A 24,963-nucleotide genomic window follows, 5' to 3' on the forward strand; every position below is an offset into this window, starting at 1 on the left:
GTATGAATGGCGGACAAATAGGTAACGTAGACTTAGTTAAACAACTAAACAGTGCGGCGGTATACCGACTTATAGACCAACAGGGGCCTATCAGTCGTATACAAGTGGCTGATGTAAGCCAACTCGCACCGGCAAGTGTTACAAAAATTACCCGCCAACTTTTAGAGCGCGGCCTAATTAAAGAGGTTGCGCAGCAAGCGTCTACTGGCGGTAGACGCGCTATCTCCCTAACCACAGAAGTAGAGCCTTTTCATTCTGTTGCTGTGCGTTTGGGTCGAGACTACATTCAAATAAGCCTGCATGACCTTGGTGGTCGTGAATTGGCTTTCCAACAGCAAGACCTGAATTATTCAGACCAATCAGACCTTACCCAAGGCTTGGTCAATAACCTCAAAGCTTTCATTGCTGAGCATCAACCAAAGATCGATCAACTGATTGCTATTGGTGTCACGCTTCCAGGCTTGGTTAACCCAACGACCGGTGTTGTTGAGTACATGCCGAATACCGACATCGATAACCTCGCATTAAGCGACATTATTCGCGATACATTCCATGTTGCTTGTTTTGTTGGTAACGATGTTCGTGGAATGGCGCTTGCTGAGCACTACTTCGGTGCAAGTAAAGATAGCCAAGATTCTATTTTGGTCAGTGTTCACCGTGGTACAGGTGCAGGTATTATCGTTAATGGTCAGGTTTTCCTAGGTCATAACCGTAATGTGGGTGAAATTGGTCATATCCAAATTGATCCGCTAGGCGAGCAATGCCAATGTGGTAACTTCGGCTGTCTTGAAACAGTAGCGGCAAACCCAGCTATCGTTGAACGCGTGCAGAAGCTGATTAAACAAGGCTATGAGTCTTCTTTAACAGAGCTTGAGCATATTACGATTCAAGACGTTTGTGACCACGCGATTAATGGTGATGAGCTAGCCAAGCAAAGCTTAGTTCGAGTAGGAAACCAGTTAGGTAAGGCTATCGCGATGACGATTAACTTATTTAACCCTCAAAAAGTTATCATTGCTGGTGATATTACCAAGGCACAAGAGATTGTTTTTCCTGCAATTAAGCGCAATGTAGAGAATCAGTCGTTAACGACTTTCCATAGCGGCCTGCCTATTGTAGCATCACAGATCGATAAACATCCTACGATGGGAGCTTTTGCTATGATTAAGCGCGCCATGCTTAACGGCGTGTTACTGCAGAAGCTTCTCGAAGACTAGAGAAAACAATTCTGATTTTCCGCGGGCCGTGTTTGTATAAACACGGCCCGTTTTTTTAAGCTAGGGAACTACAACAACAAGTTATGGAACTTATATTAATATCCACTGCGTTTATCGCAGGATTTATTGCTTTAAAGTGTCACCTTCCCCCATTAGTTGGTTTTTTGGTTGCAGGCTTTGGGCTTTTTGCCTTTGGCTTTGAAACCAATGACACCATCATTACTTTAGCTGACCTTGGTGTCACGCTGCTTCTATTTACTATCGGCTTAAAGCTCGATATCAAAACCCTATTCTCTAAAGAGATCTGGGCTGGCGCGACAATCCACAACCTTTTGTCCACTCTGTTTTTCGCCGTCGCCCTGTTTGGCTTTAAGTTCTTAGGTATTTCATCGCTAGCTGCCATGTCGGTAGAACAGATCGTTCTGCTCGGTTTTGCTCTTTCATTCTCTAGTACTGTATTTGCGGTTAAGACTCTGCAAGAGAAAGGCGAAATGAATGCGACCTACGGAACGTTAGCGATTGGTATCTTGGTCATGCAGGATATCTTCGCCGTAGTATTCTTAACGGCTTCTACGGGCAAAATACCTGAGTGGTATGCAATTGCTCTGTTTGCCCTACCCTTATTACGCCCACTGTTCTACAAAGTGCTCGATTGGGTTGGTCACGGTGAGATGCTGGTTCTTTCCGGCATCTTCTTCGCATTAGTCGTCGGTGCTGGTTTATTCCATTTGGTTGGTGTGAAACCAGATTTGGGGGCTCTTGTTCTAGGTATGTTACTTGCTGGTCACCCAAAAGCCTCAGAATTATCAAAGTCGCTGTTTAACCTTAAAGAACTTTTCCTTGTCTGTTTCTTCTTGAATATTGGTCTGTCAGAGCAACCAACCATTCAAGGCTTTATGCTCGCAATCTTGTTCTTGCTGATGCTGCCAGTGAAAGGTGTTCTCTACTTCTTGGTACTCAACCGCTTCAAGTTCCGTGTTCGAACGTCTCTACTTGCCTCGCTATCACTGTTTAACTATAGCGAGTTTGGCCTCATCGTTGGTGGTCTCGCCTTCAAGATGGGTTGGATGTCGGGTGATATCTTAGTTGCCGTTGCCATTGCAGTTTCACTGTCTTTTCTAATCGCTGCTCCTTTAAACCGAGCTGGTCATAAGCTTTATCAGCAGTCAGGTAAATGGCTAAAAGAGCATGCGTCAGAAAAGCTTCACCGACGTGATAAGCGAATTGACCCTGGTCGTGCCCAAGTGCTTATTCTAGGTATGGGCCGAATTGGTACCGGTGCTTATGACGAATTACGTACTCGCTATGGCAAGGTCAGCCTAGGTGTAGAAGTGCGTGAAGAAGCCGCGCACAACCACAGAAGCCAAGGCAGAAACGTGATTTCTGGCGACGCGACTGACCCAGATTTCTGGGAGCGAATTCTAGATACAGCAAACGTAAAGCTGGTGATTTTGGCAATGCCTCACCACCAAGGTAATCAAACCGCTTTAGAACAATTAAAGTCACGTAACTTTAAAGGCCAAATTGCGGCTATTGCTGAATATCCCGATCAACTCGAAACACTGAAAGAGAATGGCGTTGATGCGGCATTTAACATTTACAGCGAGGCTGGTAGTGGTTTTGCTCGCCACGTTTGCGAACAGTTAAATCCAAATATCAATAAAATCTAGTATTAGACAGTGTTCAACTAAACCTCTCAAAACTGCCAATTTTTCGCACTTTTGAGAGGTTTTTGTTTAAAAAACCAACCGCAATTAAACATCACACACCAAAAGCACATAAAAATTAGATAATTTCTAACAGAACACCCTTTATATTATTTTTTTGCTCACATCCGGTTGCTTTTTTTAGCCAGAATGGCAAATTGAATGCAGTTGATTTGGAAATTATTTAAGAGGAAGTTCTATGTGTTCAGTATTTGGCATTCTCGACATTAAAAGTGATGCCGCAACACTTCGCCCTATTGCTTTAGAAATGTCTAAGAAGCTTCGTCACCGTGGTCCAGACTGGTCTGGTATCTATGCTGGTGAAAAAGCAATCCTTGCTCATGAACGTCTTGCTATTGTTGGCTTGAACAGTGGTGCTCAACCACTATACAGTCAAGACAAAAAGCACATTCTTGCAGTAAACGGTGAAATTTATAACCACAAAGAACTTCGTGCACGCTATGAAGATAAGTACCAGTTCCAGACTGATTCTGACTGTGAAGTTATCCTAGCGCTATACCAAGAGATGGGTGCAGACCTTCTAGAAGAGCTTAACGGTATTTTCGCATTCGTTTTATACGACGAAGAGAAAGACGAGTACCTAGTGGGCCGCGACCATATTGGTATCATCCCGCTTTACCAAGGTTACGATGAGCACGGCAACTACTACGTGGCTTCAGAGATGAAAGCATTGGTTGAAGTATGTAAGACGATCAGTGAATTCCCTCCAGGTAGCTTCTACTCTTCGAAAGATGCTGAACCTCAACGCTACTACATCCGCGATTGGAACGAGTACGCTGCGGTACAAGGCAACAGCACAAGCAAAGAAGAACTGACTGAAGCGCTAGAAGCAGCCGTTAAACGTCAACTAATGACTGACGTTCCTTACGGTGTACTTCTATCTGGTGGCCTGGATTCATCAATTACTTCAGCAGTTGCAAAACGCTTTGCGGCAATGCGTATCGAAGATGATGAGCAATCTGAAGCTTGGTGGCCACAACTGCACTCGTTCGCTGTTGGTCTTGAAGGCGCACCAGACCTTATCGCTGCTCGTGAAGTTGCGGACAAGATCGGAACTGTGCACCATGAGATGACTTACACTATTCAGGAAGGCCTAGACGCAATCCGTGACGTTATCTACCATATCGAAACTTACGATGTAACGACGATTCGTGCATCAACGCCAATGTACTTGCTGGCTCGTAAGATCAAAGCGATGGGCATCAAGATGGTACTTTCAGGTGAAGGTGCTGATGAAATCTTTGGTGGTTACCTGTACTTCCATAAAGCGCCAAACGCGAAAGAGTTCCACGAAGAGACAGTACGTAAACTGCTTGCTCTAAGCATGTTCGACTGTGCTCGTGCAAACAAATCGCTAGCGGCATGGGGTGTTGAAGGCCGTGTACCATTCTTGGATAAAGAGTTCATCGATGTCGCAATGCGTCTGAACCCTGAAGATAAGATGTGCGGTAACGGTAAGATGGAGAAACACATCCTGCGTGAGTGTTTTGAAGACTACCTACCAGATTCAATCGCATGGCGTCAAAAAGAGCAGTTCTCTGATGGTGTTGGCTACGATTGGATTGATACATTGAAAGCAACGGCTGAAGCAAAAGTAACGGATCAACAAATGGAAGCTGCTAAGTTCCGTTTCCCTTACAACACGCCAACAACCAAAGAAGGTTATGCTTACCGTGAAATCTTTGAGGAGCTATTCCCTCTAGAATCTGCGGCAGAGTGTGTACCTGGTGGTCCTTCAGTTGCTTGTTCATCAGCGAAAGCGATTGAGTGGGATGAGTCATTCAAAAACTGTGTCGACCCATCAGGCCGTGCAGTACAAGCCGTTCACAACGATGCTTACAACGCTTAGAGCGTTTTGAACAAACCCTAAAGACTAAAAAAGGCGCATTATGCGCCTTTTGTTTTAAGCCTATTTTTATTACTGCAGTTATGCGCGAGCTTGTAGTGCTTCGTTCTCAATACTGATTGGAACGACTTGGCTGATCATTTTCACCAGCATAATCGATCGAGCCTCACCGTCTTTCTGATCGAAAATAGCTTCAACCCCAGCAAATTGGCCACTCTGAATCTTAACTACCTGTCCAGATTCAAACTCAACACAACAATCTTCCACTTCGTTACTGCAGCACTTCTCAAACTCTTTAAGTTCAAACACCAAGTCTCCTTGGACCTCGTGCGGCAGTGAACCGAACTTAATAAAGTCCACAACGCCACGTGTTGAACGAACGGTCGTGAAGCTAGGACCTTGCTCATAGTCGAAGCGAACAAAGATGTAAGACGGAAACAGCGGTTCTTTGACCTGCTTTTCTTTCCCTCTCACCACCTTTTCGACTTCTATTTGAGGGTAAAAGCACTCTACCCCCTGATTCTCTAAGTGCTGCTGAGCGCGTTTTTGATCACCACGCTTACAGTAAAGCAAATACCAACGTTTCATTTGACTAGCCATTTTATATTTTTAGATATTTTACCACATGCCTAAAACGGTTAAATCACCATTAATAAAATGAATCGTTGCTAACGAAAAATAATGCGTAGCAGACCAATTTATCAACAAAAAGTTATAGGTGTCGGAGTGGTTAAGCATTGTACAGAGATCATTTAGAGATCAAAAGACTCATTGTTGTAAGCATATGTATGCCCCACCTAATGCGCATGCCACTCCCTTAAAACTCAAAATGATACACCAGAGCAATATATCTAAAGATTTTAATTCAACACAACTTTAATGAAGGTTATTAACCAACCAACTCAAATCTGGAAAATTAGTTTGCAGCACATCTAAAATGGGCAACATTAAAAATAAAGATATTTAATATCAACATCTTAGTTAAACCAAGTTGTCGTGACCATAAAATAAGTCTATTGCAGACTTTTATCCCACTGTGTATACATGAATGACTATAAAATCTTTTAATACCTAAAATTAGTAAAACTTATGCCAAGCAACCACAACATCTTTGGCCACCCTAGAGGCCTATTTCTACTTTTTAGCACAGAGCTATGGGAACGTTTCTCTTACTATGCGATGCGTGCCATCCTTGTCTTATTTTTGACTGACACTACCCTCAACGGTGGACTGGGTTGGTCAACGAAAGACGCACTCGATCTCTACGGTATTTACACCGGCTTAGTCTACATCACACCATTAATTGGTGGCTGGATTGCCGATAACTACCTAGGTCAGCGTAAATCAATTATGATTGGCGGTGTATTGATGGCACTTGGCCAATTTACAATGGCTCTACCTAACGGCTTCATCGGTTTAGACCAAGTGAACGCGCTGTACCTTGGTTTAGCTCTGCTAATCAGTGGTAACGGTATGTTTAAGCCGAACATCTCAACCATGGTTGGCGATCTGTACCAAGAAGGCGATAACCGCCGTGACGGTGCTTTCACCATTTTCTACATGGGCATCAACTTAGGTGCGCTGCTTGGTGGCTTAATTTCAGGTGCTGCTGTCGATTCATTCGGTTGGAAAGCAGGTTTCCTAGCCGCTGGTATTGGTATGGTTATTAGCTTGATCATGCAAGTGACAATGGCTCAGTCTTGGTTGGGCAACATCGGTTCTGTACCTGCTGCTGCAAGAGCGAAAGCACTAAACAAATCTAAAGAAAAAGCGCCACTGACCAAAGAAGAGTTCGACAGACTAAAAGTGATTCTTATCATGGGTCTGTTCGTGATTGTTTTCTGGGCGGGCTTTGAACAAGCTGGCGGCCTAATGAACATCTACACTCAACAATATACTGACCGTATGATTGGTGGCTTTGAAGTTCCTGCTGCGTGGTTCCAATCTTTGAACCCATTCTTCATCATTACACTTGCTCCAATCATTGCTGCGTTCTGGGTGAAACTGGGTAAGCGTGAACCCAACTCTCCTGTTAAGTTTGCAATGGCATTGTTCTTCTTAGCACTGGGCTTTGTGTGCATGATGGGCGCGGTAATGGAGCAAGGCGGTGACCTAACCGTGAAAACATCAATGCTATGGCTAGTCGGTGCTTTCTTCTTCCATACCCTTGGTGAGCTTTGTCTATCGCCTATTGGCCTGTCGTTGGTCACTAAGTTAGCTCCGCTTCGCCTAGCATCATTGATGATGGGTGCATGGTTTGGCTTCAATGCGGTGGCAAACTACGTGGCAGGCCTGGTCGGTTCTCACGTTGGTGAGCTTGGTGCTATGTCAATCTTCAGTGGTATTGCTATCACAGCAACGGTGAGTGCCATATTACTGCTGCTTTGTGCTGGTAAGCTTGTATCATGGATGCACGGTGTAGAAACCAACATGACGCTTGAAGCAGAACCAAAAGCAGAAACTTCGGTCGCTTAATAGCTAGATCGATTTCAAGAAGAAACATCAAGATCAAAAAGGGCTGCTCAATGAGCAGCCCTTTTGTTATCTATTCAATCGCCATATCAGTTAGCGATGAAGCGCCACTAGTTCAGCCATCATGTCGATGTGTGAGTCTCTGTCGTTCAGACACATAATGTAGCTAAAGTCTGAGCCACCAGCTTCGATGAAAGTCTCTTTACACTGGTCTGAAATCTCTTCCAATGTTTCCAAGCAATCCACCGAGAATGCAGGCGCCATGATATCGATCTTCTTGATGCCTTTGTTTGGCAGTGATTCAAGCGTCTCATCAGTGTATGGCTTCAACCACTCCTCTCGACCAAATCGAGATTGGTAGGTCATGGTGATGTCTTCTTCAGATAAACCTAGCTCTGCTGCAAGCAGTTTTGTCGTTGCTTCACAGTGCTGTGGATAGATATCGCCTTCATCAGCTAAGCGCTTCGGAATGCCGTGGAACGAACAAACCAAGTGATCAGCTCTGCCATTTTGATCCCAATGACTGCGAACGCTTTCAGCCAGTGCTTTGGCATAGCTCGGGTGTGAATAGTAATCGCGAATAAAGCGATAGCTTGGGATTACAGGCATCTGCTTAAAAGCTTTGGTTAAGCCATCAGAAACAGCCGCTGTCGTTGTACCTGAGTACTGAGGGTACAAAGGCAATACAATAACGTCTTCAACGCCCTGCTCCATCAGTTGTTCGATACCCGTCTTAAGGCTTGGGTTACCATAGGTCATTCCCAATGCAACCGGCATCTCTAATTTTTTCTCTAGCTTTTCCGCTTGTCTCTGCGAGTAAACGAGCAAAGGTGATCCATCATCCATCCAAACCGACTGATATAGCTTCGCAACCTTAGGTGAACGAATAGGAAGAATCACCCCATGCAGAATAGGACACCAAAGCCAACGAGTTAGGTTTACTACTCGCTTGTCGTGCAAGAACTCACTCAAAAATCGACGAACGCCAGCGGGGGTCGCAGAATCTGGCGTTCCTAAGTTCACCAGTAAAACGCCCTGCTTTTTATTATTTTCCATAGATACCTGAGACCAATATGTGATTTTCTGGAAAGTAATATACTAATCTGCATAAGTTTAAGATCATTGCGCCTCAATGAAAGTCTGAATAATCATTCTTCATATGAGATACACAACATCCACTCTCAATTGCTAGCCACTGCCGTCGGGTCTGAACCGTTCTGAATCATGTGCAATCAAGTTATATAGATTGGTATCGTACTAAAAATTGAAACAAAAAAAGCGACCCTTAAGGTCGCTTCCAATATATCAAATTCTAAAACTGGCTGTTAGCCAATTATGCTAGTGCTTTCTCAAGTTCTGCACTAACTTCAGCAACTTGCTTAGTACCGTCAAACTTAAGGTACTGAGTGTTGCCTGCTTCAGCTTCTTTACCGTAGTAAGAGATTAGCGGAGCTGTTTGATCGTGGTATACACCTAGACGTGCACGAACTGTTTCTTCTTTGTCGTCATCACGTACAACTAGCTCTTCGCCAGTTACGTCATCTTTACCTTCTTCTTTAGGCGGGTTGTACACAGTGTGGTATGTACGGCCTGAAGGAAGGTGAGCACGACGACCAGCCATACGCTCAACAATCACATCGTCAGCTACGTCGAATTCAACAACGTAATCAACAGCGATGCCCATTTCTTTTAGGCCATCAGCTTGTGGGATTGTGCGTGGGAAACCGTCTAGTAGGAAACCTTTCTCACAGTCATCTTGAGCGATACGCTCTTTGATAAGACCAAGGATAATTTCATCAGAAACTAGCTGACCAGCGTCGATTACTGATTTTGCTTGCTTACCAAGCTCAGTACCCGCTTTGATAGCAGCACGTAGCATGTCACCAGTTGAAATTTGAGGGATACCAAATTTGTTCATGATGAAGTTAGCTTGAGTACCTTTACCCGCGCCAGGAGCACCTAGAAGAATGATGCGCATGTTTAATCCTCTTATAAAATTATGATTTATACCGAAGCTCACTATCCCTCCATTCTTGCTCATTTTTAGGATGAACAGAAAGCGTTAAGTAACCATTGAGGCTAAGCAAAACTGTGAACAGAAGCAAAACGGTAAGTTTCGGTATAACGTTTAAAAATCATACAACTGGAGATAGTAGCTTCCTAGCCCCAGCTGATTAGGTCGAGCATTCTATCACATTAATATTCAATTTGGCTGAATTTACGACTAAAGAATGCATCGACAACATTTGTTGTGACGATAACGGTGACGTCGACCACGTTAGGTCAATTTTCAACGACGTTCATAAAAAAAAGCCCGCATTTGCGAGCTTTTTATTGTAATTGTTGGCTTAACCTAAAGTCGAAAGACTAACGCTTTGTTAGTAGCTCGTTGATTGCACCCAAGAATTGTGACGGATCTTCCATTGAGCCCTTTTCAGCCAGCATCGCTTGACCAAGTAGCAACTCAACCCAACGACCAAACGCTTGCTCGTCTGCTTCGTCAGCCATCTGTTTAACCAGTGCGTGCTCAGGGTTAATCTCGAAGATGTACTTCACTTCCGGTGCCGCTTGACCCGCAGCTTCAAGAAGCTTCGCCATTTGCGTGCCCATTTCGAAGTCGTCAGTCACAACAACCGCAGGTGTCGTTGCTAGCTTGAAGGTCGTACGAACTTCTTTAACACGACCACCTAGGTAAGATTGAGTACGCTCAACAACAGATTTGAACTCTTCTTCTGTCTCTTTTTGCTTCTCTTTCTCTTCTTCACCTTCAAACTTACTTAGGTCTAAGCCTGCTTTAGTGATCGATTGGAACTGTTTACCGTCGAAGTCAGTCAGGTAGTTCATTACGTACTCATCAATACGATCGTACATTAGAACCACTTCAATACCTTTAGCTTTGAACTGCTCCAAGTGCGGGCTGTTTTTAGCGGCAGCGTAGCTATCTGCTGTCAGGTAGTAAATCTTATCTTGGCCTTCTTTCATGCGCTCAACGTAAGATTCTAGGCTGATGGTTTGTTCAGCAGAATCCACTTCCGTTGACGAGAAACGAAGTAGACCAGCGATCTTCTCTTTGTTCGCCATATCTTCAGCCGGGCCTTCTTTCAATACTAGGCCGAACTCTTTCCAAAACTCTAGGTACTTATCATTGTCATTCTTCGCCATGCGCTCAAGCATAGTCAGTACACGCTTGGTACATGCGCCACGAAGAGACTGAGTTACCTTGTTGTCTTGCAGGATTTCACGAGACACGTTCAATGGCAGATCGTTTGAGTCAATCAAGCCACGAACGAAACGCATGTAAGATGGCATGAACTGCTCTGCGTCATCCATGATGAATACACGCTGCACGTAAAGTTTCAAGCCACTCTTGTGGTCACGGTTCATCATGTCCCAAGGTGCTTTCGCTGGGATGTAAAGCAGGCTTGTGTAATCGTTCTTACCTTCAACCTTGTTGTGGCTCCAGGTTAGTGGATCAGCAAAGTCGTGAGATACGTGTTTGTAAAACTCTTGGTACTCTTCTTTCTCGATATCAGACTTGTTACGAGTCCAAAGTGCTTGCGCCTTGTTGATCTGTTCCCAATGTTTCTCTTCGGTGTCTTTACCTTCGTCATCTTTCACTGCTGTGAAGATAGAAACAGGAATGCCGATGTGGTCAGAATATTTACCAATCACTTCACGCAGACGCCACTCATTTAAAAACTCTTTACCGTCTTCACGCATGTGCAGAACGATGTCAGTACCACGAGACTCTTTAGTGATGTCTTCGATTGTGTAATCGCCTTCACCTGCAGAGTGCCACTGAACAGCTTCATTGTTCGGCAGGCCAGCTGCACGTGTGCGAACCGTTACCGCGTCTGCGACGATGAATGCAGAATAGAAACCCACACCAAATTGACCAATCAGTTGAGAGTCTTTGCTTTGGTCTTCAGACAGCTTTGAGAAAAAATCTGCAGTGCCTGACTTAGCAATCGTACCTAAATGCTCAATAACGTTGTCGCGGCTCATACCGATACCGTTATCAGAAATGGTTAACGTGTTTGCTTCCGCGTTGAAAGAAAGTTTTACACCTAGATCTGCATCACCTTGGTAAAGGTCACCGTTCGATAGAGCTTGAAAACGAAGCTTATCAGCCGCGTCAGATGCGTTAGAGATCAGCTCACGTAGAAAGATTTCTTTATTTGAATACAGTGAGTGAATCATTAGATGAAGTAGTTGTTTTACTTCAGATTGAAAGCCACGAGTCTCTTTATTTTGCGTTGCCGTTTCGCTCATTTTTACTCCAAAACATCTATACTTTATGTTGAATAATCATAGGGGCGTAACACTTGATGCCACTCTTCTGTTCATTAACATGAGGATGACAAATGTAAATTCAAGGTCAAAAATCATAAAAACACTGTTTTTTTTATCTGTTTTTATTATCCTTGAGCCTGATAAATATAAAAGAACATAAAATAAGCCATGATTTGGTGAAGAATTAACGGAACTTCACCTGAGATTTGTCTATTTCGCCCCCCAAAACAATCCAAAATAGAAGAATTCAATGAGTAATATCGGCACAAAGTTTATTCTCGCACAACGGTTCGTATTCGACCCAAACAGCAATTCACTTGTCGATCAAATGAGCGACGGTGAAGTCGTACGTCTTGGTAGCAATGAAAGCCGCATTCTCTTGATGCTGTCAGAAAGGCCTAATGAAGTTATCACTCGTAATGAATTGCATGAGTATGTTTGGCGAGACCAAGGCTTTGAGGTGGATGACTCAAGCTTAACGCAAGCCGTATCGACTCTGAGAAAGATGCTCAAAGACTCGACTAAATCTCCTGAATTCGTAAAGACAGTACCGAAGCGCGGTTACCAATTTATTGCGACCGTTGAGCGCTCTGCGCCACTGTCATCAAATGATCAGCCAGTAGCCGCTGAAATTGCAGAAAATGACGTTGAACCTATCCTAACGTTTGCAACGCCTGCAGCGACTGAACAAGCAATCACTGACACATTTGAACCTGAGCCAATTACAAAAGTTCAACAAACTAAAGTGGCAGTAGAACCAGCAACCGCTCCTGTTGTAGCTCCGGCTAAAAGCACCAATAAATGGTTAACATTTTGGTTACTGCTTGCCGCTTTCATCATGCCGATTCTCGTTTTAACGTTTACTACCCCGGTGGAGTCCGAGTTCACGGTTTTGACTGAAGTGGATGGTGTAAAGGTTCAATCACCGGTTAACCACCCAGACCTCAGCAGTTGGCTGCCAGCAATAGAAAAGTGTGTATTAAGTTACAACACGAGTCACACTGGTGTGTTAAAGCCGGCTGAAGTGATCGCTACAGGAGGACAAACCAATAACCTTGCCCTCAATTACATTCACCCGCAAGATTACTCGAGCGAAAATGTAACCCTAAGAATTTACGCAAACCAGTCGGATGTAAACGACATTTGTAACGGTGGTAAGTAACATGAAATTAAAAGTATCGATTATCTTACTGGTTCTATCGGCATTTTTGAGTGGTTGGCTATATTGGAGCAGCAATGCAAAAGTAGAGCGCTTGCTCACTCAGCATGAATGGCAGTCGAGAATGGTGACGCTGATTAGCGATAACAAGCAAGCTGACTCAATAGGCCCACTTCGTAGAGTTGAACTATCATCGAATGCGAAATACCTACCAAATGGTACATATTTAAGAATGTCAGTGGTTAGACTTTACGGTAATCAAACTGAGCCTGCGAATGTCATCAACATCTCTGAAACGGGTCAGTGGGATATTAACGATAACTACTTACTGATTTCGCCAACGGAGTTTAAAGATGTGACCTCGGCTCAGCGCCAAGACTTTTCAGAAGAACAGCTAGAGCTGATCACTCAAGTCATTAAGATGGACGCAGAGCAAAGCCGCCGCATAGATATTGTTAACCCGAAGGCACTGCTACTGACTAGCTTAAATCATGGTTCTACCGTATTGTTTTCAAACTAAGATTGGATCGCTATTTACTGTTTATGAATAGCTGAATACCATGAAACGGTAAACCAATAGAAAAAAGGGGCATGAAGCCCCTTTTTTGTTAGCCGCTGGTATCAAATTACGGATGTAGCATTTTAAGGATTAACCATGAAAACGGAACAACCTAATCTGGCGCCAGCGAAAGAGACAGCAACAAAAGCCACAATCGCGATACACTATTGCCGTCAATGCAATTGGATGCTTCGCTCTAGTTGGTTATGCCAAGAGCTACTGCATACCTTCAGCGAAGAAATTGAACAAGTGAGCTTACACCCAGACACAGGAGGCAGGTTCGAAATCTTTTGTAATGGTGTGCAGATTTGGGAAAGAAAAGCAGATGACGGTTTTCCAGAGGCGAAAGTTCTGAAGCAAAGAGTACGAAACATCATTGCTCCAGACAGAGATCTCGGCCACGTGGACTCAAAATAAGCCCTTTTACGGCCGATCCAATGATTTAAAGCTGACCACTCACGAGAACATCACCTTCAAGGCTAATGACTTTGAAGGTATTGTTTTCATAGATGCCATAGCTTGCCGCGTGTCCCTCTCGTGGGAATGTCACCGAGCTAGGGTTAAAGATAAAGATGTCATCTTGGTATTCGGCGACAGGAATATGGGTATGACCGTGTGCAATGATATCGCCCGCCTTCAACGCAGGGCGTTTATTGGTGTTGTACAAATGGCCATGCGTTAGGAAGATACGCTGGCCTGATTCTAATAGCACCCACGAGTAATCCATCATCATTGGAAAAGACAACAACATCTGATCCACTTCGCTATCGCAGTTACCACGAACGGCAATGATCTCTTGAGAAAACGCATTCAACTTATCTGCAACCGCCGGCGGGTTGTATCCTTCTGGAATCGGATTTCTTGGTCCATGATTCAGAATGTCACCCAATAGAACTAAATATTGCGCACCAGATGCTTGGTAGAGTTCTAATACCTTTTCTGTTGCTGGCAGCGAACCGTGTAGGTCTGAAGCAAAAAATAATTTCACACGTACTTCTCCATAAAATTTATGAGCCTATTGTACGTATCTAAATGCTACACGTCATCTCTCGCCATACCATTGATCACGATATTATTGTAACTAACCATACCGACTATCTTGTTATCACGAACTACTGGCGCACGACTGATACCAAAGCGTTCAAACAGGCGAGCGCAATACTTTACGTTCATCTCAGCAGACACGCTTAGCGCTGGCTTGGTCATGATCTCATAAACATTGGTTCGCTTTGGAGATCGGTTCTTAGCCAGTACTTTCTTGGCAATGTCATTCATCAATACGATGCCGTATTCGTCATCTTCGTGGCGTTTATCGACAATGATTGCCTTCACTTTGTGCTTTTTAGCCATCTCTATCGCTTCTAACACCGTGGTTAGCCCATCGATAATCACATACGTATTGGCCATGACATCGCCTACTCGGATCTTTTCACTGGTACTCATAGCTCATCCTCCACAACCTTTGTTAACGTCTCGACTTGATGCGCAACCCCGACTGCGTCTTCGATATCGATCTGCACCGCTATACCTTGTCCTGACTCCTGGTCAAACTCACCGACTTCGCCAATAGTTTCAAGAATATGCCTCGCTAAGTGTTCCTCAACCACAAACAGCAACACATCTTTTTGTACCTCTAGCGTTAGGCCAAAGAAGGTGGTTTTTTGGTTTAAGCCTTGCCCTCTGGCGTTGTTAATCACCGTTGCTCCAGTCGCGCCCGCATCACGCGCGGCATCGAGCACAGTGTCAGTCTTGCTCTCTTCTACAAACGCTAAGATAAGTTTAAAGCGCATCTTTGCTCTCCTTAGAGGTGTGTAAACGGTTTAACCATTGTGTTATTTGGGCATAGCCCATCACTGAAATGATGGGAAATAAGCTGGCAAAGGCGATCAACCCAAAGCCATCAATAACAGGGTTTCTTCCTGGTACGGTTGAAGCGAGTCCAAGCCCGAGCGCCGTCACTAAAGGGACTGTCACCGTTGATGTAGTGACGCCACCCGAATCGTAGGCCAATGGAATAATGAGTTTTGGGGCGTAAAAGGTTTGAATGACCACGACGACATAACCAAAAATGATGTAGTAGTGGATCGGGTCACCCGCAACGATACGGTAGCTGCCCAGTGAGATACCGATAGCAACGCCCAATGCCACGGCGATCCTCAGCCCATTGACGCTGATACTGCCACCGGAAACTTGGTTCGCCTTAATCGCTACAGCTATCAAAGAAGGCTCGGCTATCGTGGTGCTGAAACCAATACAAAACGCAAACAGGTAAACCCAATAATAATCAAACCAAACCAAAGCAAGACCAGAACTGATCTTAAACTCAGTCAAAAAGCTTGGCTCGGTGAGTTGCATTGCCATCGTCTCCCCTAGAGGGAATAACGCGAGCTCCAATCCCATCAAAAAGAGTGATAAGCCAAGAATGACGTAGAAGAAACCGATCAGCACTTTGGCTAGGTTATTGACTGGCTTTCGTAATACCGCCAACTGAAAACCGAAGATGATGATCGCAATCGGGATCACATCCATCACAGTGCCGAGAAAGGTGTCGATAAATTGTTGAACACTGATCATGTCACCACCATCCCGTACACCATGACAAACATCATCGGCAGCAACGAAGCAAACGCGATCAACCCAAAACCATCTATCATCGGATTACGCCCTTTAATTGCCGAGGCTAAACCCACCCCTAACGCAGTTACTAATGGGACGGTGATCGTCGATGTCGTTACTCCACCAGAGTCATACGCAATTCCAATGATGTTTTCCGGAGCAAATGCAGTGAGCACGACCACTCCAATATATCCACCGATGATCATGTACTGGATTGGCCAACCTTTTAAGATTCTCAGCACACCGAGTAAAATAGCGATACCGACTGACAGTGCCACAGTAAAGCGCAGGCCATTGGCATACTGCTCCATTTCATCTAACGTATTGGGGATTACACCTCCCTCAGCTGCCACTTCTGCGGCTTCGGCAGCGACTGCGGTTAACGCTGGCTCGGCTATGGTGGTACCAAAACCCAAACAAAAAGCGAAGATCAATAACCAGAACACACTCCCCTTTCTGGCAAATGCTTGAGCCATCGATTCGCCAATTGGAAACAACCCCATTTCAAGGCCAAAGATAAAGAAAGTGAGTCCAAAAACGACGAGCACTAAGCCAGTCAGAATAGATAAAAGATGAGGAAGTGGCTCTTGTAAGACAGCAAGCTGGAAGAAAGCGATTACCGCCACGATTGGCAATAGATCCCTCAGGCTACCTAACATGGATCGAAACAAAGCAAGCACCGCCGTCATCGCAATTCCTTGTCGCTGATTATGAATTAATAATAATCATGGCAAATCCTTATCATTGCTTATGTGACAAATATTACGCAGTTGGTAACATATCCGAGTAAAGTGCATAAGTGTGATGACGGTACACATCCTGACTTGATGAATTTAATTTCACTCCTTTGTAAATTGAAAAAGGCGTAATTTGGGCATCACACGATTGAAACCTTATGATCGTTATAGTGATTTTTTCGTATTGATTGGCGACTAAAAACAAGCCATGTCTATAATTATGTTTAATAGGGAGATTGGTATGAAGATATTGTTAACGGGTGGTACTGGATTTATTGGCTCTGAATTGGTCAAGAGTTGGAACACTGACGACGTGACATTGCTGACGCGGAGTCCTGAAAATGCGAAGCAAAACCTAAATCACCTCAACCAGAACAACCTTCATTACATTCAATCCCTTGATGAGCTCAGTGATCTCAATGACTTTGATGTGGTGGTCAACCTCGCGGGTGAGCCGATTGCCGATAAGCGTTGGAGTACAGAACAAAAAGAGAGGATCTGTAACAGCCGCTGGCACATCACTGAAAAGCTGGTCGAATTAATTCATGCCAGTAGCAACCCGCCACACGCTTTTATTAGCGGTTCAGCCGTGGGTTACTATGGCGATCAACAGCAGCACCCGTTTGACGAGTCACTGCAAGTAGAAGATGAAAGCTTTCCTCATAAAGTCTGTGCCCACTGGGAAAAGATAGCCAAGAGAGCACAATCAGAAAGCACACGCGTGATACTACTGCGAACAGGGGTTGTACTTGGCGAGAATGGCGGCGCACTCAAGAAGATGCTATTGCCTTATAAACTCGGCGTCGGTGGTCCAATAGGTTCAGGTGAGCAGTACATGCCATGGATTCACATTCTCGATATGGTGAGAGCCATCAATCACTTGTTGTCACTCCCCCACGCTCAAGGGGAATTCAATATGTGTGCCCCTCACCCTGTGACCAACAAACTGTTCAGCAGCACGTTAGCGAAACAATTAGGCCGACCGCATTTCTTATTCACGCCGAAATGGGCAATGTCGATTCTCATGGGGGAATCATCTTGTTTGCTATTTGACAGCATTCGCTCCAAGCCGAAGAAACTCACTGAGATGGGATTCATCTTTAGTTACTCAAGAATCGAGCCAGCACTAAAAAACTTGTTACAACATCAAGACTAATTCTTTACCCTAGAGCGATAGAGACTCTAATAAAGGATTAAGTGTGAACAAGTCGATTCTGATTACCGGTTGCTCAACAGGTATTGGCTATACATGTGCTCATGCACTTCAAAAGCGTGGTTTTCATGTCATTGCATCTTGTCGTGATCCACAAGATGTTCAACGCCTTCAAGATGAAGGCCTCACCTGTATTCAATTAGATCTTTCCAACCAAGAAAGTATTGAGCATGGCGCCAAGCTTGCTATTGATCTCGCACCTAATGGATTGTATGGATTATTCAATAACGGTGCTTACGGTCAAGCAGGTGCGCTAGAAGACTTACCGACCCAAGGACTCAGAGAACAATTCGAAACCAACTTCTTTGGTTGGCATCATCTCGTCTGTCAGATCCTTCCGCACATGCGCGAGCGTGGCGAAGGTCGAATCGTACAAAACAGTTCCGTATTAGGTTTTGCAGCCATGAAGTATCGTGGTGCTTATAATGCTTCTAAATTCGCGATTGAGGGTTGGACAGATACCTTACGATTAGAACTGCATGGCAGCGGTATACAGATCTCATTACTGCAACCAGGGCCAATTGAGACTCAATTTAGAACCAATGCCTTGAAAGCGTTCAATAAATGGATCAACATTTCTGGCAGCGCCCACCAAGACGCTTACCAACAACAAAAAGATCGACTCCAAAAAGAATCATCGAATAACGCTTTTGTCCTGCCTCCAGAAAGTTGTATTGAGCCGGTATTCCATGCTCTCACCGCCGACAAACCCAAGCTAAGATACCGAGTTACGACCCCGACTAAAGTGTTCGCGGTATTGAAAAGGATTCTACCAAGTCGCTTGCTAGACCCTATTTTGAGAAAAGCTGCATAAATTACTAACTTTGAATGCAGAGTCGCAAACTTTAATGTAACGATGTAATTTTTCCGTAACAATAAGATGTCATGATTATCCTATCCCATCAGTTATTCCCAATTGATGGTTCTACTCTGGAAATCTCATGACTTTAAACCGCCTTAATTGGGTAGGTGTGGGTCTGGCGATTACGTTGTTTATTCTGTTTTGAGTATCTCACGCAACGCCTCACTGACTACCTCGATGATAACGCTATGCCTTCGATGTTGAGATAACAATTATATCAACATCGAAGCATAGCGTTTTTCTATTTTTGGTTCTTTTTATCCGAGATAACCGAGTTAGATCTTGAAGTTACCGACTAATCCCCCCATATTTGCAACGTATCCACAAAACAAACCTCAAGGAACGTAAATGCAATCTCCGCATATTGTTGAACTTAATGAGCAGAACTTTCGTCAAGTATTAGAAGGTTCGATGCAGACCCCTGTACTCATCCATTTTTGGGCACCAATGAGCCAAGAGAGCGCCCAAGTCATTCCTGAACTGCAAACTTTAACTCAGCAATACAACGGTGCCTTCACCTTAGCCCTGCTCAATTGCGAACAAGAGCAAGCTATTGCTAGCCAGTTTGGTGTTCAAGCACTGCCCACTATTGCACTGTTTGTTAATGGTCAGCCAGTCGATGGGCTCGGTGGCCCTCAAAGCATAGAAGCTATTGTCGATATGCTCAGCAAACACCTTCCTAGCCAAGATGAACTTGCTTTGCGTCAGGCTCTTGAGCAAATGCAAGCTGGCGAGCACACACAGGCACTAGCAGCAATGCAGCAACTTCCAGCAGAGCTGACGAATAAAGGTGAAGTAAAACTGGCGATCGCAGAGTGTTTGTTAGAAACACAACAATTTGACCTTGCTGAAACTCAGCTAGCAACTATCCCTCTTGAGTACCAAGACAACTACTACAAAGGCTTAGTTGCAAAGCTTGAACTTCATAAACAAGCAGCAGACAGCCCTGAAATACAAGCATTAGAAGCCGCTCTTCAGCAAAATCCGAGCGACGCTAAAACAGCATCTGAATTAGCATTGCAATATCACCAAGTGAACCGCAGTGAAGAAGCTATGGATCTATTATGGTCTTTCCTAGCCAAAGATCTTAATGCTCTCGATGGTGACATGAAGAAAGAGTTCATGGACATCTTGAGTGCGCTTGGACAAGGTAACCCAGTTGCCAGTAAGTACCGTCGACAACTGTACTCTCTGCTTTACTAGTTAAACCTAAAAAGCCGTAGATTAAACATCGAAAATTGACAATTCAATCAATTAGTTTATCGCATAATAGAATGTAAAATGGGCCATAAAATCAATGATTTATGGCCCATTTCTCGTTTATAAATTTGCTCAGAATTTAAATATGAGCCAGTATCAATACTGAACTATCAAAAACTCAAACTTGCAAAGGATTTTGTATGCCTATTGATACCTTGATTACTATCGGCGTCTTTACTGCCGTCGCACTGTTATTTATCTTCGCTGGCGTAAAAACCGTTCCACAAGGCAACAACTGGACCGTTGAACGCTTCGGGCGATACACACACACCCTTAAACCGGGTCTTAACTTAATCATTCCATTTATTGATAAAGTTGGACAGCGCATCAGCATGATGGAGCGTGTTCTCGACATCCCAGCACAAGAAGTCATCTCCAAAGATAATGCAAATGTGGTTATCGATGCGGTTTGTTTTGTTCAAGTTATCGACGCGCCTAAGGCAGCTTATGAAGTGAATGACCTTGAACATGCGATCCGTAACTTAACCCTCACTAATATCCGTACTGTGCTTGGCTCGATGGAACTGGATGAGATGCTGAGTCAGCGTGACATGATCAATACCAAGCTACTGAACATCGTTGATGAAGCGACAAACCCCTGGGGCGTAAAAGTCACCCGTATCGAAATTAAAGACGTACAGCCACCAGCAGACCTTACTGCTGCGATGAATGCCCAGATGAAAGCCGAGCGTAATAAACGTGCTGATATCTTAGAAGCAGAAGGTGTACGACAAGCTGAGATCTTGAAAGCAGAAGGCCACAAGCAATCAGAGATCCTGAAAGCAGAAGGTGAGAAGCAAGCGGCAATATTGCAAGCAGAAGCCCGTGAGCGTGCCGCAGAAGCAGAAGCGAAAGCGACAGAAATGGTATCAACGGCAATTGCTCAAGGTGACATGCAAGCGGTCAATTACTTCATTGCACAAGGTTACACCGACGCATTGAAATCTATAGGCCAAGCTGAAAACGGCAAGATCATCATGCTACCACTCGAAGCAACTGGCCTTATGGGTTCTGTAGCGGGTATCGCGGAGATGTTTGCACATAAGAATGACAAAGGTAGTAAGGACTAACTTATGGTCGAATTACTAGAACAAGTAAACCACTGGCACTGGTTAGCGTTTGGTCTAGCACTGCTTGCACTTGAACTGGTTGGAACCGCTGGTTACTTTTTATGGATAGGCATATCTGCCATGCTGGTCGGTGCCCTATTAGGAGCATTACCAATTGGTTGGCAGATGCAATGGCTGTCCTTTGCTAGCTTCTCTCTTATTACCACTTGGTTGTGGTGGAGAAGACAACTGTCTAATGACAAGCAGTCAGATGCAGGGCGAGAGTTAAACCAAAGAGAAAAACAATTGGTAGGTCAAACCGTTATTTTAAGTGAAGACGTAAAGAAAGGTAGCTGTCGAATTAAGTTCGGTGACTCTTCTTGGTCAGCAAAGGCCAGTCAAGATATTCCATCTGGAACCGAAATTAAGATTGTCGCTTTAGACGGAATCGTTCTAATAATAGAACCTTTATAAACAAGAGCTATATGAAGCCTGCATTTTCAATAAATGCAGGCTTTCTCTATTTTTGAACCTTAATAATATTCGAATTATCATTGCGATAGATTGAATTGAAAAAAAAATAAGTTCTTATTTCGTAAAGCTAAAAAGTTTGATTAAGCTAAAAAGGTATAAGAAAGCCAGATTTCTTACCCAAGATATATATGAATAATTAGCCTGACTCTCTCTTAATTATAATTATTAAAAATGTTAAGTCCGTCCAATTTTTGAAATTTTCTTTTCCTTGTCCATACTTTCATTTATCTCAATCAGAGATAAACCTAATGGAGTTTGTATGAGACATTTTTTAATAATTCTAACGGCTATTTTCAGCTTATCATTCGGAAGCGCTCTCGCGAGTAGTCAGTCTCCTGGTAATGGAAACATGGGGCCTATTGTAAAATGTTCAGATGGTAATGCAGTCACTCACGTACCATTGCTGATATGTAAACATTACGGCGGAAAAGTGCTGTGATAGGAGACTAAAGTCAGGCTAGTAATATAATTGCGGCCTGACAATTATTTATAACTGACACAACCTAACTGCGGCCAGATAGATTGTTTAAGATAGGGCATTCTGTTGAAGCATCACCAGGGCAGTCATGAACCCAAGATTGCAGTTGAGCTTTCATTTTATTTAATTCAGCAAGCTTCAACTCTATTTCGTCTAACTTCTGCGTTGCCTTCTTTTTTACCTCGTAGCTTTCTCTATTGGGATTCATTGCCAATTCAACCAGTGCTTTACACTCATCAAGGGTAAACCCAACCATTTTAGCTCTTAGTACAAACTCTAACTGTTCGATGTGAATCTCGCCGTATTGCCTATAGCCGTTTTCTGAACGATGTGGGGGGCTCATCATGCCTTTACTTTCGTAAAAGCGAATGGATTTCGCTGTTGTACCAACACGCTTCGCTACTTCACCAATATTCACAATCTTACCTGTAAGCCTAAAATGAAAAACCGCAGTACTGCTGTTATACAATACTGCGGTTGAAAAACATAGTTAGGGCGTAACGTTAAAGGCTTACTCTTGCTCTAACAACCAAATCATAGTTTGAGATTTTTCTTCACTGTCTAGCTTGTTGAACCAGTATGAAACCATTTCGATCTCTTTTGAGCCTTCTAGCGATGCTGGGTTGGCGTTCTTACGGTTCTTGAATGCCCAATCAGTCACTGCAGCTTGCTCTTCTTTTGTTGCTTCACCATACCAATAATTAACCATCTCTTGAGCTTGAGACGCTTTTGGTTCTTCAGCAACCACAGCCGCGACAGGCACCGCTACTGGAGCAACAGCCATAGCTGTATGATTATTTGCGCCATTATAGATTGTGTCGATATACGCTTTCGGCACAATGAAAGTTGTACTCATTACTGAGTTTTGTCCATCAAGTGTAAATTCTAAGTTCTTTTCTCTTGCTTGCTGGATGTCAGCTTCGCTCAATGGAAATTTAATATATTGAGTCTTTGTGCAGTGTTCGCTGCAGCTTTCTCTTGGTACTTGTCTATCTTCTAATTCTATCGTTTTACCAAAAAAACTAACCGTTTCGTACTCTTTGTAACTTTGGAAGTAACTCACGTCCATAGTAATTGAAGATTCTGGGGCAGTATTTGGTGTTACTTCTTTATTGTATGTAAAGTAAAGCGACGACTTGAGAATGTCTGCGCCTACATTTGCTCTATTTTCTGCTACGTAAGATTGACCGGTTACTTTAATGTAACCACCTTTGGGCTGCACATCAGCAACTGAGTCTGCAAAATTACTTTGTGAATCGAGTGAACTACAAGCTCCCAAAAATAATGATAATACAACTACACTAACTTTATTCATTATGACTAATTCCTTATGTTCACTATGGAAAAACGCTGGCAAACAAAATTTACCAGCGTTTTGATTTTTATCTAACTGTTTAAGCTAAAGATTCTAGCTTAGAAACCGTATTCAAGACCAACGCGAGTTACGATATCTGTATCAGCGTCACCAACAGTACGACCCGCTACACGTAGGTAAGGTACGAAACCGTTATGAACAGCCATTAACTGACCAGAAATAGTGTTGCTGTCTGAGTTAGCTTCTTTCTTACCGTTAAGTTCAGATTCTAAGTTCGCTGCGTAACCCAGTTTAAAGCCGATTGGACCGTTCCAGTATTGACCAATAATTGAGTAAGAATCTTGTGTTTGCTTACGGATGCCGTTATCTAGCTCTTCGCCTTTAAACGCAGCTGCAATACCAAAACCTGCAGGTAGGCTAGCTTCAAAACCAACGATGTACGCAAATGTATCGTCTTTAATTTCCGCAGCAGCAGCTACAGGGTCTGCAATACCCGTCTCTGGGTTAAACTCAAAACCAGCATCAACAGCTGGAGTTACACGTGTACCAGATTCAACCGCACCCATTAATGTTACTTTCTCGAAGCTGTACTTAGCACTTGCGCCAACAAAGTTTGCGTCACGAGTTGCTGCACCACCACCGTTGTCGTTATCGTCACGACCAACAGAAGCTGCAAAAGAGAAACCGCCAAATTTAGCTGAATCGTAACGAACTTGGTTAGATTGACGATCGTAGTGACCGTTGATGCCACCCCAATCGAATACAGAACCTAGACCAGGGTTAGAGAATGGCCAGTCGACGATTTCGTATAGTGGAGTAAGAACACGACCCACACGCAGGTTACCCCAAGAGCCAGAAGCACCAACGAACGTATCACGGAAACCAAGCACACCGCCTGAAACGCCGCCATGACCCCAGTCTGTGCTATCTACGTAGCCAGATTCAATCTGCATTGTGATTAATACGTCATCAAACATCTCTTTATGAGCACGGAAGCCGATACGAGATTCATTCTCTACAGCGTAACCAGTACTAGAGTCGTTGTTGTCAGTTGTGTTGTAGTTAACTAGAGAGATAGCTGCAACACCGTATACGTCAACGTTGAAATCAGAGTTGATACCAACTTCTTTCGCCATTACGCCTGTCGATAAAAGTGCAACGGATGCACCTAGTAGAGTACGTTTGAAAATTTTGTTTTCCATGGAATAAAACTCCTAAAAATGGATATAGCTGTTTGAATATTCCCCGCCTAAAGTTGGCCGCCGTAGAGAGAAATACCTTTTCTTGTTTGAGAACCCTAAACTCTGAATTCTCTATTTCCTTTCTGGTTATACACATCATGTGCATCCATGGCATTAAGACTAACTTCGCCCTCAAAAAGATCAATGAGAACTTAATTTTCATCTAAAAAAATATGAGTTGGTGCAAATTTAATAGGTACTTAGTGATCCAGATCGATAAATAGAAAAATCCTCACCAAAACAAAATCAATACCAATAAATTCAACAACTTGAGGTAATTATCACTTTGTAAAAATAGATATGACTCGCATTTTTGATACAACTAGAATGGTATTTCATTAATGTTGAGCAGCGTCACTGTCCTGATTTTAGAGTTCGTATAGGA

General features: G+C 43.7%; 24 protein-coding genes. 12 read left to right on the top strand and 12 right to left on the bottom strand.

From position 1 onward, the window contains the following. The first annotated feature begins 2 nt into the window (after nucleotides 1-2). The 3 genes from AB4371_RS01880 to asnB all read left to right on the top strand — a co-directional run bounded on the left by AB4371_RS01880 (nucleotide 3) and on the right by asnB (nucleotide 4,793). Nucleotides 3-1,217 carry an ROK family protein gene (locus AB4371_RS01880; RefSeq protein WP_017062194.1) on the top strand — a complete coding sequence of 405 codons (1,215 nt, stop codon included), beginning with the start codon at nucleotides 3-5 and terminating at the stop codon, nucleotides 1,215-1,217. Between the two features lie 83 nt (nucleotides 1,218-1,300). After that, complete coding sequence (locus AB4371_RS01885) at nucleotides 1,301-2,887, top strand: cation:proton antiporter family protein (protein WP_102320163.1); 1,587 nt, start codon at nucleotides 1,301-1,303, stop codon at nucleotides 2,885-2,887. Nucleotides 2,888-3,122: 235 nt separating this feature from the next. Next, entirely contained in the window at nucleotides 3,123-4,793 is a 1,671-nt protein-coding gene (asnB, locus tag AB4371_RS01890; protein ID WP_102320162.1) for an asparagine synthase B, read from the top strand. 78 nt (nucleotides 4,794-4,871) lie between these two features. Here the strand turns inward: asnB and rfaH are convergent, their stop codons facing one another. Next, nucleotides 4,872-5,378 (bottom strand): transcription/translation regulatory transformer protein RfaH, encoded by a 507-nt coding sequence (rfaH, locus tag AB4371_RS01895; RefSeq protein WP_017068990.1) that lies wholly within the window; start codon nucleotides 5,376-5,378, stop codon nucleotides 4,872-4,874. Between the two features lie 501 nt (nucleotides 5,379-5,879). Between rfaH and AB4371_RS01900 the strand changes: the two genes are divergently transcribed. Then, nucleotides 5,880-7,265: a peptide MFS transporter gene (locus AB4371_RS01900; RefSeq protein WP_102393253.1), complete on the top strand. Its 1,386-nt coding sequence runs from the start codon at nucleotides 5,880-5,882 to the stop codon at nucleotides 7,263-7,265. Nucleotides 7,266-7,355: 90 nt separating this feature from the next. Here AB4371_RS01900 and hemH read toward each other — a convergent pair whose 3' ends face one another. From hemH to htpG, 3 genes are all read right to left on the bottom strand, one after another. Then, on the bottom strand, nucleotides 7,356-8,318 hold the full coding sequence (gene hemH / locus AB4371_RS01905) for a ferrochelatase (protein WP_137001204.1): 963 nt from the start codon (nucleotides 8,316-8,318) through the stop codon (nucleotides 7,356-7,358). A gap of 277 nt (nucleotides 8,319-8,595) precedes the next feature. After that, a complete protein-coding gene (gene adk, locus AB4371_RS01910; RefSeq protein WP_048660860.1) occupies nucleotides 8,596-9,240 on the bottom strand; it encodes an adenylate kinase in 645 nt (214 codons plus the stop codon). Nucleotides 9,241-9,629: 389 nt separating this feature from the next. Then, the gene (gene htpG / locus AB4371_RS01915) at nucleotides 9,630-11,534 is read right to left on the bottom strand and encodes a molecular chaperone HtpG (protein ID WP_017062201.1); all 1,905 of its coding nucleotides are present in this window, start codon (nucleotides 11,532-11,534) and stop codon (nucleotides 9,630-9,632) included. Nucleotides 11,535-11,805: 271 nt separating this feature from the next. On the opposite strand from htpG, the gene AB4371_RS01920 reads away from it, so the two are divergent. The 3 genes from AB4371_RS01920 (at nucleotide 11,806) to AB4371_RS01930 (ending at nucleotide 13,690) form a co-directional block, all read left to right on the top strand. Next, nucleotides 11,806-12,717, top strand: coding sequence for a transcriptional regulator (locus AB4371_RS01920; protein WP_017063403.1), 912 nt, complete (start codon nucleotides 11,806-11,808; stop codon nucleotides 12,715-12,717). A 1-nt stretch (nucleotide 12,718) separates the two neighbouring features. After that, entirely contained in the window at nucleotides 12,719-13,234 is a 516-nt protein-coding gene (locus AB4371_RS01925) for a regulatory protein ToxS (RefSeq protein WP_102393250.1), read from the top strand. A gap of 135 nt (nucleotides 13,235-13,369) precedes the next feature. Further along, a complete protein-coding gene (locus AB4371_RS01930; RefSeq protein ID WP_017062204.1) occupies nucleotides 13,370-13,690 on the top strand; it encodes a SelT/SelW/SelH family protein in 321 nt (106 codons plus the stop codon). A gap of 25 nt (nucleotides 13,691-13,715) precedes the next feature. Here the strand turns inward: AB4371_RS01930 and yfcE are convergent, their stop codons facing one another. Genes yfcE through AB4371_RS01955 form a run of 5 tightly spaced genes read right to left on the bottom strand, consistent with a single transcriptional unit; the run spans nucleotide 13,716 to nucleotide 16,578 of the window. Next, entirely contained in the window at nucleotides 13,716-14,261 is a 546-nt protein-coding gene (gene yfcE / locus AB4371_RS01935; RefSeq protein WP_017068995.1) for a phosphodiesterase, read from the bottom strand. 47 nt (nucleotides 14,262-14,308) lie between these two features. Next, nucleotides 14,309-14,716: a CBS domain-containing protein gene (locus AB4371_RS01940; protein ID WP_017062206.1), complete on the bottom strand. Its 408-nt coding sequence runs from the start codon at nucleotides 14,714-14,716 to the stop codon at nucleotides 14,309-14,311. Beyond that, a complete protein-coding gene (locus tag AB4371_RS01945) occupies nucleotides 14,713-15,063 on the bottom strand; it encodes a P-II family nitrogen regulator (RefSeq protein ID WP_017062207.1) in 351 nt (116 codons plus the stop codon). Before AB4371_RS01945 ends, AB4371_RS01940 begins: the two co-directional genes overlap by 4 nt. Further along, on the bottom strand, nucleotides 15,053-15,847 hold the full coding sequence (locus tag AB4371_RS01950) for a DUF1538 domain-containing protein (RefSeq protein ID WP_017066002.1): 795 nt from the start codon (nucleotides 15,845-15,847) through the stop codon (nucleotides 15,053-15,055). The genes AB4371_RS01945 and AB4371_RS01950 overlap by 11 nt, the downstream gene beginning before the upstream one ends. Next, nucleotides 15,844-16,578, bottom strand: a complete 735-nt coding sequence (locus AB4371_RS01955; RefSeq protein ID WP_017072437.1) for a DUF1538 domain-containing protein — start codon at nucleotides 16,576-16,578, stop codon at nucleotides 15,844-15,846. The genes AB4371_RS01950 and AB4371_RS01955 overlap by 4 nt, the downstream gene beginning before the upstream one ends. A 289-nt stretch (nucleotides 16,579-16,867) precedes the next feature. Here AB4371_RS01955 and AB4371_RS01960 point away from each other — a divergent pair, with 289 nt between their 5' ends. The 5 genes from AB4371_RS01960 to AB4371_RS01980 all read left to right on the top strand — a co-directional run bounded on the left by AB4371_RS01960 (nucleotide 16,868) and on the right by AB4371_RS01980 (nucleotide 21,484). After that, a complete protein-coding gene (locus AB4371_RS01960) occupies nucleotides 16,868-17,782 on the top strand; it encodes a TIGR01777 family oxidoreductase (RefSeq protein ID WP_229647135.1) in 915 nt (304 codons plus the stop codon). Nucleotides 17,783-17,825: 43 nt separating this feature from the next. Beyond that, a complete protein-coding gene (locus AB4371_RS01965) occupies nucleotides 17,826-18,653 on the top strand; it encodes an SDR family oxidoreductase (protein WP_372148740.1) in 828 nt (275 codons plus the stop codon). Between the two features lie 396 nt (nucleotides 18,654-19,049). Next, nucleotides 19,050-19,904, top strand: coding sequence for a co-chaperone YbbN (locus tag AB4371_RS01970; RefSeq protein ID WP_017061924.1), 855 nt, complete (start codon nucleotides 19,050-19,052; stop codon nucleotides 19,902-19,904). Nucleotides 19,905-20,101: 197 nt separating this feature from the next. Next, nucleotides 20,102-21,031: an SPFH domain-containing protein gene (locus AB4371_RS01975; protein ID WP_017063395.1), complete on the top strand. Its 930-nt coding sequence runs from the start codon at nucleotides 20,102-20,104 to the stop codon at nucleotides 21,029-21,031. 3 nt (nucleotides 21,032-21,034) lie between these two features. Next, nucleotides 21,035-21,484: an NfeD family protein gene (locus tag AB4371_RS01980; protein WP_048660872.1), complete on the top strand. Its 450-nt coding sequence runs from the start codon at nucleotides 21,035-21,037 to the stop codon at nucleotides 21,482-21,484. Nucleotides 21,485-22,047: 563 nt separating this feature from the next. On the opposite strand, the gene cueR is transcribed toward AB4371_RS01980, so the two are convergent. The 3 genes from cueR to AB4371_RS01995 all read right to left on the bottom strand — a co-directional run bounded on the left by cueR (nucleotide 22,048) and on the right by AB4371_RS01995 (nucleotide 24,539). After that, a complete protein-coding gene (cueR, locus tag AB4371_RS01985) occupies nucleotides 22,048-22,440 on the bottom strand; it encodes a Cu(I)-responsive transcriptional regulator (RefSeq protein WP_136982045.1) in 393 nt (130 codons plus the stop codon). 93 nt (nucleotides 22,441-22,533) lie between these two features. Then, the gene (locus AB4371_RS01990; RefSeq protein ID WP_372148743.1) at nucleotides 22,534-23,337 is read right to left on the bottom strand and encodes a DUF2057 domain-containing protein; all 804 of its coding nucleotides are present in this window, start codon (nucleotides 23,335-23,337) and stop codon (nucleotides 22,534-22,536) included. 98 nt (nucleotides 23,338-23,435) lie between these two features. Next, complete coding sequence (locus AB4371_RS01995) at nucleotides 23,436-24,539, bottom strand: porin (protein WP_102393246.1); 1,104 nt, start codon at nucleotides 24,537-24,539, stop codon at nucleotides 23,436-23,438. Nucleotides 24,540-24,963 lie beyond the last annotated feature (424 nt).

This window comes from Vibrio sp. 10N.261.51.A3 (assembly GCF_041471965.1).
Classification (GTDB): Bacteria; Pseudomonadota; Gammaproteobacteria; order Enterobacterales; family Vibrionaceae; genus Vibrio; species Vibrio crassostreae_C.

Bases quoted from the DNA above. Each gene is read 5' to 3' on its own strand.
- AB4371_RS01980 (WP_048660872.1), top strand. From the start codon at position 21,035: ATGGTCGAATTACTAGAACAAGTAAACCACTGGCACTGGTTAGCGTTT.
- rfaH (WP_017068990.1), bottom strand. From the start codon at position 5,378: ATGAAACGTTGGTATTTGCTTTACTGTAAGCGTGGTGATCAAAAACGC.
- AB4371_RS01945 (WP_017062207.1), bottom strand. From the start codon at position 15,063: ATGCGCTTTAAACTTATCTTAGCGTTTGTAGAAGAGAGCAAGACTGAC.
- AB4371_RS01970 (WP_017061924.1), top strand. From the start codon at position 19,050: ATGCAATCTCCGCATATTGTTGAACTTAATGAGCAGAACTTTCGTCAA.
- AB4371_RS01950 (WP_017066002.1), bottom strand. From the start codon at position 15,847: ATGATCAGTGTTCAACAATTTATCGACACCTTTCTCGGCACTGTGATG.
- AB4371_RS01885 (WP_102320163.1), top strand. From the start codon at position 1,301: ATGGAACTTATATTAATATCCACTGCGTTTATCGCAGGATTTATTGCT.
- AB4371_RS01930 (WP_017062204.1), top strand. From the start codon at position 13,370: ATGAAAACGGAACAACCTAATCTGGCGCCAGCGAAAGAGACAGCAACA.
- AB4371_RS01955 (WP_017072437.1), bottom strand. From the start codon at position 16,578: ATGACGGCGGTGCTTGCTTTGTTTCGATCCATGTTAGGTAGCCTGAGG.
- AB4371_RS01990 (WP_372148743.1), bottom strand. From the start codon at position 23,337: ATGAATAAAGTTAGTGTAGTTGTATTATCATTATTTTTGGGAGCTTGT.
- AB4371_RS01975 (WP_017063395.1), top strand. From the start codon at position 20,102: ATGCCTATTGATACCTTGATTACTATCGGCGTCTTTACTGCCGTCGCA.
- AB4371_RS01880 (WP_017062194.1), top strand. From the start codon at position 3: ATGAATGGCGGACAAATAGGTAACGTAGACTTAGTTAAACAACTAAAC.
- asnB (WP_102320162.1), top strand. From the start codon at position 3,123: ATGTGTTCAGTATTTGGCATTCTCGACATTAAAAGTGATGCCGCAACA.
- AB4371_RS01900 (WP_102393253.1), top strand. From the start codon at position 5,880: ATGCCAAGCAACCACAACATCTTTGGCCACCCTAGAGGCCTATTTCTA.
- AB4371_RS01960 (WP_229647135.1), top strand. From the start codon at position 16,868: ATGAAGATATTGTTAACGGGTGGTACTGGATTTATTGGCTCTGAATTG.
- adk (WP_048660860.1), bottom strand. From the start codon at position 9,240: ATGCGCATCATTCTTCTAGGTGCTCCTGGCGCGGGTAAAGGTACTCAA.
- htpG (WP_017062201.1), bottom strand. From the start codon at position 11,534: ATGAGCGAAACGGCAACGCAAAATAAAGAGACTCGTGGCTTTCAATCT.
- AB4371_RS01995 (WP_102393246.1), bottom strand. From the start codon at position 24,539: ATGGAAAACAAAATTTTCAAACGTACTCTACTAGGTGCATCCGTTGCA.
- AB4371_RS01925 (WP_102393250.1), top strand. From the start codon at position 12,719: ATGAAATTAAAAGTATCGATTATCTTACTGGTTCTATCGGCATTTTTG.
- AB4371_RS01920 (WP_017063403.1), top strand. From the start codon at position 11,806: ATGAGTAATATCGGCACAAAGTTTATTCTCGCACAACGGTTCGTATTC.
- AB4371_RS01940 (WP_017062206.1), bottom strand. From the start codon at position 14,716: ATGAGTACCAGTGAAAAGATCCGAGTAGGCGATGTCATGGCCAATACG.
- hemH (WP_137001204.1), bottom strand. From the start codon at position 8,318: ATGGAAAATAATAAAAAGCAGGGCGTTTTACTGGTGAACTTAGGAACG.